This window comes from Bradyrhizobium sp. Kon56 (assembly GCF_055807635.1).
The window spans coordinates 16,330-28,383 of record NZ_JBVVOU010000046.1; the positions used below are offsets into that span (position 1 = coordinate 16,330).

Genomic DNA, 12,054 nt, shown 5'->3' on the forward strand with positions numbered 1-12,054 from the left:
GCTCTTCCTCATTTGACCGCCGCAGTATCCTTGATCGAAGAGGCCACGTAGAGATAGCCAGGCAATTCCATCCTCAGCGAACAAGATGCGAGACCATCGCCTGCCCCGTGCCATGGACCCGATGAACGAGCGAGCGATCTGATCGTGATATTTCGCCAGGCCTAGCACGACGGCATGGCAAACAACCCGCGGGCTTAGCGCCCTGTGAGCTGGCACCGGCAGGCGACTGCTTGATTATGACATGGCAGAGCGCTTGGCCAGCACAATGCCGCTGGCGCGCCGCGGATCATTCGTGATCTGTGCACATTGATTTCCGCAGTCGAGTAAATGCAGGTCGAATTGGCCAAACCGGCGGAACGGGGTGTGCGTCATGTCGGAGGCGTCGCAACAAATCCAGGCAAGATGTGGAAATTTCTGCCGGAGCGTCAGGCAGGGCTCAGAGCCTATGTCAATAGCGGCGAGCGTCTGCTCGATCATCGTCAATTCGCCTTGGCGCACCATCCACAAATCCTCATCGCCAGAATAAACGTTCAGGATCGGTATTCAGAACCGTTGTCGCCAAGCCAAGCCGTTGATGGGTCGAATGCCACTCCCAGACGCCCTTACGGTGATCTTTGCGGAACAGCTGCCATGCCGCCCCAGTCCTGTCGTGGCGCAGCAGGGCGACCTCGACGAGGCCGCCCTCCGCATTGATATTGCCTGAGCAACACGGGCTCTCGACCAGATAGCCGCCAGGAACCGCAGTCACCTCTGGCGAGACATATCGGTAGCGCTCGCGCTTCGTGAGTGCGCGCACGATTCGCCATCGATCGAGCTCGTTGGGATGCGCAGGCAAGCCGGAATGATGTCTTCTGATGATTGCCGCGTTCATTCCTCAACCTCCTAGAATGCAGAGATTTCTTCCTCGATGCAGCCAACCACCAACTGCTTGCCGAAGTCGACCATATAAATGAATAGGTTCGCTTCCGTATGGCGACCGATCTGGACGATCTCACCAACGTGCCCGACGCTGACCAGACACTCTTCCGGCGACGCGTCCGGAAAGGAACCGTCGTTGAGCAGATCTATCGCCGCCTTGACACGTTGGCCTGAGTGGTATCTTGGCAGTCTTGGTTCGATCATCGGGATGCCGCTCCTGGCAAGGAAGGCCCCTCGCCTTCGTGGCTTCGCCTGACTAGATCGAGCTCCTTGCCTTTCATGCCGACGCGATAGCCGGAGCCGAGGAATTCGACCCCATAGATATAAAATTGTTGTAGGAACGTGCCGATCGAGACGACATAGCCAAGCTCACCTTTCTTGACCAGAACCTCACCGATCTCCTTGCCCACATAGGTGCCGTCGTTGCGGATGGTGCGGTTGGCCCGCACCTTGTCGCCATAATCAAACAAGGGGGTGTCCGTCAGCTCGACGATCTCACTATCGCGGGCGATGTTGCTCATGCTGTCGTCCCCGTTCCACAGTTCGATACAACGTCTCGCCAAGGCCCTGCCTCACGGACCCCCTTATCATTATCCCCGATCAACCGCGTCGATCCCCGCACGGCGGCGCGACTTGCGATCACGGATTGCATGAGCCTATCGAGACCCCCGGTGCAGCAACATCAACGCCCGCAACTTCAAGTCCAGATGCTCGAGATAACTATCCGTGAGCCCATGGTTGATGTTGAACAAGCCCTCGATGCGGCACGCGCGTCCGTCATCGACGGAGGCATGGTTGAGCGGCCGCGAGCCGCGTGTTTCAGCCCGATGCGCACAGCCGGCGGAGTCGGCCTGATTACCCCGGCAACTGAGGGCATCGTGGACGTCACCATTCACGGTCCCGTCCATAGGCTCAAGCATCCCATAAAAACACCTCGGCGCTGACCTTGTGCGTGGAAGCGAGCCCCACCAGTCCTTTGACAGCTGCGTCGGTTCTCGAGTTGCCCGAGACGCAAGCAGGCGCAAGAGCGTTGAACGAGAACAGGACGGCGCACGCCAGGGCCATAGCGGCCAAACTCGGGCTTGCCGGCGCCGCGAGCGCCATTCGGCAGGAAACCGCTTCTCCGCATCACGTGATCGGGTGCGAACGCGTTGGCTTGGCGCAGGTCGATTTTCGGCATGTTGATAGGATCACCCTGCCCGCCCTGAGATGATGCTAGGCCAGCTCGACACCGCACGACCAACGCAGGAGTCGGTGAGGACGCCCTCGTTTCTCTCGGATGGCGGACTGAAGAACGACTTGAGCATGAATGTCGCCGATTCAAGGATGGCTGCAGGGGACTGGATCGATGTCGCGGAAGACGCGTCCAGCGAATTCGATCCGCGACGCTCAGGAGAGCGGGCTTCGGGCGGACAGAAATCGTTTGACGCAGTCCCGCCGATGCCCGCGTCGCCAGAATATGGCTTGGTAGCTGGCGAATAGCTTGGCGACCAGGGCGAGCCTTCCATCCGGTTTGAGAAGGCAACGGCCGCGGCCGCCGGCCGCTAATGCGGAGCATCAACCGCCCGAGTTTCTGAACCGCTAGTGTCGTCATGACATCCATCGTGGCCCTCAAGCAGGCTCCTGGTGACGCGGCAGCGCCGCGTCGAGCACGCATGTATTGTCAACGGGGCAAACCGCCACGCATTGTGGCTCGTCAAAGTAGCCGGCGCACTCGGTGCATTTCTCAGGATCAATCAGGAAAACGCCGGCTCGCTCGAAAATAGCGAGGTTCGGGCATTGCGTTTCGCACGCCGAACAGCCCGTGCATTGCGACGCGATGATCTTGAACGGCATTATTTGAACCCATCCTCAGGCGGCGGAAGTCAGCGCGTTGGAGCAGGCCGCCGCATTGACCCTTTCAACGTGATTGATCTTCCCCTCATTGACTTTATCGAGATAGAGTTTGAACCAGCCGGTGACCGAGCCATCGATGAACTCGTAGGCGTACCGATCGACCGGCTCTATGCCGGCCTTGATCAATTCGGCCTTCGGGCAGCCGCCGATCTTTGACACGAATATGGCGTGGCAATCCTTGATGGCGCCGATGGCGATTTCGAGCTTGCTGTCCTCGCCATGACCATCTTGGCAATAGGAATGGATTGCTCGATGACCAACGTATTTCGCGCCTGAAGTCGAGAGCTCGTAGACCTGGAACTCCTTGGCATGACCGAAGTGCTGGTTGATCAATCCCGAGCCCTTGGTTGCAACCGCCACCAGCACCTTGATTTTGCTGGACGCGCTGGCGAGCCGCGCAAGCGCCTCCTGCTTGGCCACAAGGTTCGCGGTGCGCGCCTTCTCAACCTTAGCCTGATACTCCTTCCGGGCCTGCTCGTCGTATTTGATGTCCATCGCCATGATTTTTTCCATGGTGAACTCCGCGCCACGGTCCTCCCCGAGCAGTCCGACGGCGTCAGCCCGGCACTGGCGACAGTGACGCATCATGTTCATCTCGCTTTCGCAGCTATCCTGCAATGCTGTCACTTCCTGTGCAGTCGGGCCGCGTTGCCCCCTGAGGCCGAAGACGGTCCCATGCTCCGGCGACGATATCAGCGGCATCACGTTATGCAGGAAGGCGCCGCGCGACTTCACGGCCTTGTTAACCTCGACCAGATGCTGATCGTTAATCCCGGGGATCATCACCGAGTTGACCTTGCACAGGACGCCGCGCGCGGTGAGCATCTCCAGCCCTTGGAGCTGTCGATTGCTGAGTATTCTTGCGGCTTCAATGCCGGTGCAGCGCTTGTGGCCGTAAAAGATCCACGGATGGATCTTTGCACCAATTTCGGGATCGATCATGTTGATCGTGATCGTCACGTGGTCGACCTTGAGTCTCGCGATTGTGTCGACATGATCGGGTAGCGCAAGGCCGTTCGTCGAGAGGCACAGCTTGAGATCTGGCGCGAGCCTATTGACGAGCTCGAATGTCCTGAATGTCTTTTCCGGGTTCGCGAGCGGATCGCCAGGACCGGCAACGCCGACCACGCTCATCTGAGGGATCGCGGAAGCGACCGCCAGCACCTTCTTGGCGGCCTGCATCGGCGTCAACTTTTCACTGACAATGCCAGGACGCGATTCGTTGGCGCAATCGTACTTACGATTGCAGTAATTGCATTGGATATTGCAGGCGGGTGCGACGGCGACATGCATGCGGGCATAATGGTGGTGCGCCTCCTGGCTGTAACACGGATGGTTCTTCACCTTTTCCCAGATCTCAATTGGCAGATTGGCGATGCCAGCCTGAGATCCGCAGCTTGCCTTACCGCTGCCACCGATCGTACCGCAGCCCTTGTGCGTCGCCATGACTTGCAAGGTCTCGCTGATGTCGCCGCCGCAGGATACCTGGTGTTGCGCTGAAGTACTCATTGTTCCAATTCTCTTCGCAAGCCGAACCCTTTCGGCAAGCATCCCCAGAGTCTTTCTGGAAAGCCAAGAGCAACTGGCGTGCCATTCCTGCGGAATGAATTTAACAGTTCGCTTTCAAGCACTTAGCTAAGCCCTGGTCGATTGTTAGCTTTACCAATTCATGTTGGAAAGCTGACAGGGATTGCGATCACAACAGCGCTGACACCATTGTTTTGAGGCCCGGCAGGCTGCTCAGCTATGGCTTCGGCAAGCGGCAAGCGGGTGGCGTCGTTTGAAAGTTGATCTTCCGTCAGAATGTGACGCCTAGGCAAAGCACAATCCGCAAAAGACGTTCCGGGCGCTTTGAAGGACAGGTTGATAAGGCGAGCCTAGAAGCAGAGAAAGCGGTCCTGTGACTGACCTATGCCATGGAAGATCACGCGGACCCCGGCGTGATGTTCCGGAAGGGCATTGTCAACCAGGTGAAGAGAAACGCCCGCTCGCCAGGGTCAGGGATCATCACGAAGGTTGATACTTCTGAGCCTGCGATCTGGGCCGGCGCGCGACTCAACCATTCAAAGCTGAACCTTATCGAGTCCAGCCATTGGCCCGACGCTGTTAAGACGCGCGGAATGCAACGAGCGGCCTGGCGGTCGCCGAAAAGGGGGAGGTCGCGAAGGCCTCCCCATCAAGACCATTGCGCTGGTCGGATGCCTCGATGCTGCGCCCCGGCCAAGATACTGCCTTTGGCCCGCGCGGCAGCACGATCTTGGTTCCGAACAAGGCTGCATGGGCTGTCGCGTTTACCGGTACGCTCGCACCGCGCCCGCCAAGACTTCCCTGGACATCCCAGTTTGACGACGTCCGTAGACACGGAGCGTTCATTTTTCGGTTGCTTCGCCTCCGCGCTTCTTGGCGTTTATGGTGATTGGTAGGGTGGTGTCGCTCGCCATCTCCGGTAGGTCGAGCACCCAGCCGTTTGCGATTTTGACCCAACCACCCCACAGCGTCTCGTGCTCCCAATCGACGATCGGTTCCTCAAGATCTTTCTTGGGTACATAAATCGAAAGGCCTGTCTCGGGCGAACGACGAATCATGACCTTCATAGGGGCTCTGCAGGTTGCGAACTCTCGCCCGCACGCTCCTGACACGCACGCCACAAGGCTCTCTGTTTGGAAATAATGTGCGCCAGGACTTTCAGCGCACGACCGATCTCATCCGGCGCCGTGTCTCGCGAGAGCGAGAAGCGCACCGCACCGCGCAAAAAGGTCGGTGGTACTCTCATCGCGCGCAGGACATGAGACGGCTCCATCGAGCCGCACGCGCAGGCTGAACCGAGTGAGGTGGCAATTCCGTCACGATTCAGGTGGTGGACGATGGCCTCCGCTTCGAGACGCTCGAAGGCCATGTTAGAGGTATTTGGCAGGCGGTTTTTGATATCACCGAGCACGATGCAACCGCCGAGCGCGAGAATGCCGCGCTCCAGCCGGTCGCGAAGCGCGCAAATCTGGATCTGATCTTGTATGAGGTGTGCCGCCGCGAGTTCCGCCGCCTTGCCGAGCCCAACAATGCCTGGGACGTTTTCGGTGCCAGCGCGGCGACGCCGCTCTTGCGCGCCGCCGAAGATCAGCGGCCGGAACTTAATGTCATTGCGCACGTACAGCGCGCCGATGCCCTTCGGACCATGCAGCTTGTGGCCGGAGAGCGACAGCATATCGATATCCGTCGTCTTCAGGTCAATTGGAATGCGCCCGACGGCCTGGACTGCATCGGTGTGAAAGAGCGCGCCGACTGAGCGCGCCATCTTGGCGAGGGACTTCACCGGAAAGATCGTACCGGTCTCATTATTGGCCCACATGATCGAGGCGATTGACGTACGCTCCGACAAGGCGTTGCCATAACTCTCGATGTCCAATCGACCGCTTGCATCGACCGGAATGACGTGGATCTTGATTCCTCGTCGGCCCAGCTCCTGGGCAACAGACAGCACGGCCGAATGCTCAACGGCCGTTGTGACGATCTCGTCGCGTCCTTCCTGCACGGCGAGCGCGGACAGGATCGCAGTGTTGTCAGATTCCGTCGCGCCGGAGGTGAAAACGATCTCGTGATCGAATGCCGCGCCAATGAGAGCCTGCACATTTCGGCGCGCCTGCGTCAATGCGGGCGCAACCTCAATGCCGAATGCATGCCCGGAGGACGCATTGCCGAATTGCCCAGAGAAGAACGGCAGCATCGCGGCAACCACCAAGGGATGTGCAGGGGTCGTGGCGTTATTGTCGAGGTAAATCGGCCGCACGGAGAGTTCGCTCTGCACTTAATGCCTCACTTTCGCAGCTCCGGGGAGCGGGATCAGGCGGACAAACTCGCCGAGCCGCTCGATCAGGCGCGCCTGAATGGTCGCGAGCGTCGTGCCCGCAAGCTTGCATACCATGCAAGCGCCAGCGAGCCTGACCATGATCTTATTGCCGTCTATTGCGACGAGCTCACAATCTCCCCCATCGCGCCTGAGGCTTGGCCGACTCTCATCGAGCACGGCGCGGACGATCCGCTCGCGATCGGCAGGCTCGATAGTCGAACACTGCTTCATCCGTTCAGCCTTCAGGCCCATGTTCGATGCTCCTTCCATTGGTCCCAAGGCGACTCAGCTGAATGATTTGCCGCAGGAACAGCTCGATTTGGCATTTGGGTTATCGAAGCGGAACCCTGATCCTTCGAGGGACACCACGAAATCGATTGTGGTGCCGTTGAGATGCTCCCGGCTTGCGTTGTCGACGAACACTTTTATCCCGCCTTGCTCGAACACTGTCTCATCGGAGCTCGGCTCATGAGCAAGACCCATTTTATATGTGAATCCCTGGCAGCCGCCGCCTTCGATCATGATCCGCAAACCGTTTGTCGGCTGCGCAGTCGAGGAGATTGCGGCCTTCAGTGCCTTGATGGCGCTATCCGTCAGGTGGATCATCTCTGGCTCGCTCTCGCTTCTGTCGCAAGGCACAAATCGCAAATCCCATGCCAGTCGAAATGCAGCTGGGATCAGCTTGTTCTGCGGGACCCAGCATTCGATTTGCGACTTGTCGGATTCGCGACAGGCGGGTTTCCATCATCGCGACGTGATCCAGCCGAGACCTCGTGATACTGCCAGCACGTAACCATGCACATCGCGCCAAAACGCCGCTTACGCTCTACGTCGCGGCAGACACAGGGGGACGGCAAACAACTTGCATGAAGGTCGCGGACACGTCGCATTGGGCGACGCGTGCACACCACACTTGATGAGGAGCCTTCCATGACCTCGATCGACAACACCGCTCTTGGCCCGCTGGACAAGGAGGGGCGGTTGCTGAATGCGGTGCTTAAGAGCGAAACAACGAAGTCGAGGCGATTTGGATTTCGAGGCGACATCGCGCTGAAGTTCCAAGCCCAGCTTGCCGACGAAAAGCGACCGCCGGACTATTCCATCGAACAAGTTCTTGCAATCGCGCAGGAAGGTGAACCGACCATCCCAGTGCTTGCCGGATATCTGCATTCCTTCGCGTATCTACCCGAGGCCGCGAAGGTGCTGGATGGCAGGCTGAGCCCCAACGGCAGCTATTTCATGTTCTGCAACAACATTGATCTGCTCGCGAAGTACCGCACCAAGATAGGTGACATCACCTTCCGCATTCTGCCTTGCGACGAATCCACTGTGTGGAAAGAAATGATGGACCTCGCCGGCGTCGATAAGAATGACATCAAGAAGCTCGGTACAGCCGGTAGGCTCGATTACTTGCTCGACGCGGCCAAGGACATCGGCGGATCATACAGGGAGATCTCATACGAGGACGGGCTGACTAAAATGGAACCAGTAAAGAACAGAAGCGAAAACCGCCCCGTCTGAGAAAGCCCTCAAGACCCTCTCTCGCCAGCTCGACGAGTCTGCCGCAAAGAGAGTCACTGCAGCCGCATCGCGTGGGACTGGCTTTGACAAACCCTCGTGATGCGCTTCTCGGTCTACGTTTGGGGGATCACGCGGCCACTCTGCTAGAGCGTTAGCCCACCTGACTGAATCGTTGGGGATTCACAAATCAGCGTTTTGGTGATTCAAGCTACCCGCCGGGACGGGACGCCGGCGGGCATGGCGAAGCCGCTGTCGATGGACCTTCGTGAACGAGTGCTTGGCACCCTTGCGGGCGGCGTCTCCGGCCGGCATGCTGCCGAGCGGTTTGGAGTAAGCGCGGCGAGCGTCAGCCGGTGGCGGATACGCCAGCGGGAGCAAGGGGATGCCCAGCCAAGGGCTCAGGGCGGCGATCGCAAGTCCCATCGGATCGATGCCCATCAGACGAGGATTATGGCCTTGCTCAAGGCAACCCCTGACATCACCATCGAGGAATTGCGTGACAGCCTGAGCAAGGAAGGTCTTTCCTTTGGCTATGGGACGATCCGGCGCTTCTTCGAGCGCCACAACATCACGCGCAAAAAACGACCGCCCATGCCACAGAGCAGGATCGCCCGGATGTCTTGACGCGGCGGGAAGCCTGGCGTGCGAGCCAAGGCAAGCTCGATCGGGAGCGGCTCGTCTTCATTGATGAGACCTGGGCGTCGACCAACATGGCGCGAACACATCGCCGCTGCCAGCGCGGCAAACGTCTGCGAGCTGCCGTTCCGCACGGCCACTGGAAAACAACAACCTGCGGGGCCGCTTTAACGACGCGCGGTATCATCGCGCCCTGGATGCTCGATAGCCTATCAACCGTGATGCCTTCGAGACTTACGTGTGGAAAAGGTGCACATCCCGGAACTTCCGCAAGACCGATTGTCATCATGGACAACCTCTCCAGCCATAAAGGGCTGCGCATACGCCAGATGATCGAAGCCCCCGGCGCAACGCTCCTCTAACTTCCGCCCTACAGCCCCGACCTCAACCCGATCGAGAACGCATTCGCCAAGCTCAAAGCAAATTTGCGAAAGGCCGCCGAACGTACGGTCAATGGTCTCTGGGAAGCTATTGGTCGCATCGTCGACACCTACACGCCCGCAGAATCCACAAACTACTTCGTGGCCGCAGGGTACTTGCAACCTGATCGGCTAACGCTCTAGCGGTCATTTCAGAGGGCTGATCCACGGTGGTGGATCGTCTTTGGCGTTGCGCTCCAGGCCTTTGCCGGCCTGAGCGGCGCTCAGATGTCGCGCGAGGAGCGATCACTATGCTGATGTTCAAGGAACGCCCGCCCGGCGATCGGGACGCTCCGCGGCTGGCCGATCTCCGTGCCGCAGAAAGCCGGCGCCATCCGCGAATTCGGGAACATTCCTCCATGGGGCAATACGCAGTTCCATCCTGATTGCCGCGCCGCAGTGATTACACGATTGACGCGAGCCCCTGATACCAGACGCAATTTCTCCGCAGGGGATGGCGGCCGACGCGGCCTCGCACCATTGAGCCACGTCCCGGGATGTCGCCAAATTTCATTGCGAATGATACCGGCCGCAAACCGCTTCGCAAGCGGTGCATACCTGATGCCGTTACGAACAGGCTCTTTTGTGCGTCTTCTACTGTAGCGATGCCATGCAGTGCGGCGACAGCATCAAGGCGAATACTGCTGTGTGGCGTATTCCTCCAATGCAGCCGCAAGCGAGCCGACGGCGCGGCTCACGGATGCACATTCGCATGACAATGTTTTGGTGGGACGAAGAGCGCGATGCGTGCCCGTGACGCTGACGCAAAGCATGTCAGGTCACATACAGGGGACTCTATTGGGCGTATGATGTTTTCAACGATTTTTCATGTGCTTAGTGCGCGCGGAGAGCCTGGCACGATGATTGCTAATTCAATGCAGCGACAAGGTCGCGCAACAACTAACTTTGGAGACAATCATGGTGCTGTGCATGGCGTCCCCGGCTCCTTCGCTCAAAGTCGAGAACTGGCTGCGTGGCGAGCCCCTCACGAACTTCCGGCCAGGGAAAGTGTACATCGTCGAATTCTGGGCAAGTTGGTGCGGCCCATGTGTGGGGGCGATGCCCCATCTCATAGAGCTGCAAGCAAAATACAAAGACGAAGGGCTTGAGATCGTCGGAGTCGCAGCTACGGAACAAGCACCAACGGCGGATGAGGCTCGCACCAAGCTGGACGCATGGTTGACTGAAAAGTTCTCAAATCTGAACTATCGAATTGGGTTCGACAGTACAGGCGAAATGAACAAGCTTTGGATGGATGCCAGCTCTTCTCTTGGGGTTCCGACATCGTTCGTCGTCGACCGTGACGGCCACATTGCCTTCATCGGTCATCCGATCCAACTCGACGAGGTCTTGCCGAAAATTATCAATGGCACTTGGCGCGGCAGCTATCAAGCTAAAGCCGCTGATGCGAAACGAATTGCAACAAACGAACGCATAGCTCGCGAACTCTCAATCCTTCGGACAGTTCGACCGGCGATGGAAGCAAAGGATTGGCAGACGGCGCTCTCAGCGGTCGAAGAGGGCATTGCCGCGATGCCGGACAATCGCCACTTGCGGCAGATTCATGCGGATCTGTTGCTTCACAAAATGCACGACACGGCGACCGGGTTCCAGGTCTTACGCCAACTGGTTCGAGATGCGATTGATAAACAGTCAGAGGCTGTGCGTGGGCTGATTGCCGTGATGACGCAAATCTTTGATCCGGAGAACGATAGGGCCCACCTTCCGCGTGCGGAACGCTTTGCGCTCGGCGGTGATGTGTCGGAACATATCCTCAATTCTGTGCACGCCAGCGACGGCCTCACCGTTTCTTCATATAGGATGGTCGCTCAGTACTATTACGAGAGTGGTGACGAGCAACGCGCGATCGAGCTGATCGAGCGGGCAATGACATTGCTAGACGATCCGAAAGCAATGCCGAACGAAATGAGGAAAGGTGCGAAACAGTATCATATGCCGCGGTTGTTGCAAAGCTTGGCCAACTACAGGGGTGAGAAGGTTTGCAGCGGGTCTTGTTCGATTTCGCAGGAAGCGTCTCCTGGACCCAAAGTACAGCCGCAGGAGGAGACATGAAGAGAGATGTTAATCGAAGATGCACGATCGGGGGTAAGTAAGCGCCTTCGAAGCGCTCGCGACCAGCAGAACGTCTAGGATCATTTAGGCGATTGCGAACGCAAGTCACAAGGAACGCCTAGCCCACAACAAGCGATGCGACGCTCTGCGGCCCGTCTTTGCTGGGTGTCGCGTTACTGCTTGCACTCAAGGGATGCCGCTGGCGCGTTTTACATGCTCGATCTTGTAGCTCGAGACTTCAATCGGTTATTCACATCGCGCATTACTCACGCAGTTATGTTCGCCTTGCAGTACGAACGGTCCCCTTCTTAAATGCAAGCGGGCGTGCGTTCGATCTGACGGTATTCTTACGGTTGCGCAACTGCATATGCTGACCCAGTGCACTATTGGGCTACGATAGACCGAAACAGAACTTCTTGTTCCTGAAATGGAGGTGGGGTTCAGATAGTACTGAAGGCGACTTGAGAATGTCCGATCTCGAATGCTTCAAGCCATTGATCCGTGGCTCTTCAGCATCAATTTTTGCGACAACGATACCGCATAAGTCGCCGTCATGTTCACGATCACCAAACGCACCACTAAAACCACCACGGCCTTCGGGGCCCGGGGAGGCGTGCGCGTGTAGTCGTCGACGAGAACGCAATCCACTCTACCGAAGCCCCGCCCTCGTTGGTCCGGGGCTTTTTTGTTGTCTGAATTCTCAAATCAATGGAGGACAAAGTGAGTAACGATCCCGTCGTCGCGATT

Annotated in this window: 12 protein-coding genes and 1 pseudogene; 3 read left to right on the top strand and 10 right to left on the bottom strand. The window is 58.1% G+C overall.

Annotated features, from left to right (window positions below):
• Positions 1-234 precede the first annotated feature (234 nt).
• The 10 genes from AC0L3B_RS35495 to AC0L3B_RS35540 form a co-directional block, all read right to left on the bottom strand.
• Positions 235-501, bottom strand: coding sequence for a hypothetical protein (locus tag AC0L3B_RS35495; protein WP_473382202.1), 267 nt, complete (start codon positions 499-501; stop codon positions 235-237).
• A 10-nt stretch (positions 502-511) separates the two neighbouring features.
• On the bottom strand, positions 512-871 hold the full coding sequence (locus tag AC0L3B_RS35500) for a DUF3024 domain-containing protein (protein ID WP_085383481.1): 360 nt from the start codon (positions 869-871) through the stop codon (positions 512-514).
• Between the two features lie 11 nt (positions 872-882).
• Positions 883-1,122 (bottom strand): nitrogen fixation protein NifZ, encoded by a 240-nt coding sequence (locus tag AC0L3B_RS35505; RefSeq protein WP_085383480.1) that lies wholly within the window; start codon positions 1,120-1,122, stop codon positions 883-885.
• Positions 1,119-1,439 (bottom strand): nitrogen fixation protein NifZ, encoded by a 321-nt coding sequence (locus AC0L3B_RS35510; RefSeq protein WP_204513349.1) that lies wholly within the window; start codon positions 1,437-1,439, stop codon positions 1,119-1,121. Before AC0L3B_RS35510 ends, AC0L3B_RS35505 begins: the two co-directional genes overlap by 4 nt.
• A gap of 1,090 nt (positions 1,440-2,529) precedes the next feature.
• Positions 2,530-2,754 (bottom strand): 4Fe-4S binding protein, encoded by a 225-nt coding sequence (locus AC0L3B_RS35515; RefSeq protein ID WP_473382203.1) that lies wholly within the window; start codon positions 2,752-2,754, stop codon positions 2,530-2,532.
• Between the two features lie 15 nt (positions 2,755-2,769).
• On the bottom strand, positions 2,770-4,323 hold the full coding sequence (gene nifB / locus AC0L3B_RS35520) for a nitrogenase cofactor biosynthesis protein NifB (protein WP_204513348.1): 1,554 nt from the start codon (positions 4,321-4,323) through the stop codon (positions 2,770-2,772).
• Between the two features lie 860 nt (positions 4,324-5,183).
• Complete coding sequence (nifT, locus tag AC0L3B_RS35525) at positions 5,184-5,408, bottom strand: putative nitrogen fixation protein NifT (protein WP_085383474.1); 225 nt, start codon at positions 5,406-5,408, stop codon at positions 5,184-5,186.
• Positions 5,405-6,598, bottom strand: a complete 1,194-nt coding sequence (gene nifS / locus AC0L3B_RS35530; protein WP_473382204.1) for a cysteine desulfurase NifS — start codon at positions 6,596-6,598, stop codon at positions 5,405-5,407. The genes nifT and nifS overlap by 4 nt, the downstream gene beginning before the upstream one ends.
• 18 nt (positions 6,599-6,616) lie before the next feature.
• Positions 6,617-6,910: a NifU family protein gene (locus AC0L3B_RS35535; protein WP_204513346.1), complete on the bottom strand. Its 294-nt coding sequence runs from the start codon at positions 6,908-6,910 to the stop codon at positions 6,617-6,619.
• Positions 6,911-6,943: 33 nt separating this feature from the next.
• Positions 6,944-7,264 carry an iron-sulfur cluster assembly accessory protein gene (locus AC0L3B_RS35540; protein ID WP_085383472.1) on the bottom strand — a complete coding sequence of 107 codons (321 nt, stop codon included), beginning with the start codon at positions 7,262-7,264 and terminating at the stop codon, positions 6,944-6,946.
• Between the two features lie 324 nt (positions 7,265-7,588).
• On the opposite strand from AC0L3B_RS35540, the gene AC0L3B_RS35545 reads away from it, so the two are divergent.
• The 3 genes and pseudogenes from AC0L3B_RS35545 to AC0L3B_RS35555 all read left to right on the top strand — a co-directional run bounded on the left by AC0L3B_RS35545 (position 7,589) and on the right by AC0L3B_RS35555 (position 11,307).
• On the top strand, positions 7,589-8,179 hold the full coding sequence (locus AC0L3B_RS35545; protein WP_204513344.1) for a hypothetical protein: 591 nt from the start codon (positions 7,589-7,591) through the stop codon (positions 8,177-8,179).
• A 237-nt stretch (positions 8,180-8,416) separates the two neighbouring features.
• Positions 8,417-9,378 (top strand): annotated as a pseudogene (locus AC0L3B_RS35550) (IS630 family transposase).
• Between the two features lie 774 nt (positions 9,379-10,152).
• The gene (locus tag AC0L3B_RS35555) at positions 10,153-11,307 is read left to right on the top strand and encodes a TlpA disulfide reductase family protein (RefSeq protein ID WP_204513343.1); all 1,155 of its coding nucleotides are present in this window, start codon (positions 10,153-10,155) and stop codon (positions 11,305-11,307) included.
• The last annotated feature ends 747 nt before the right edge of the window (positions 11,308-12,054 follow it).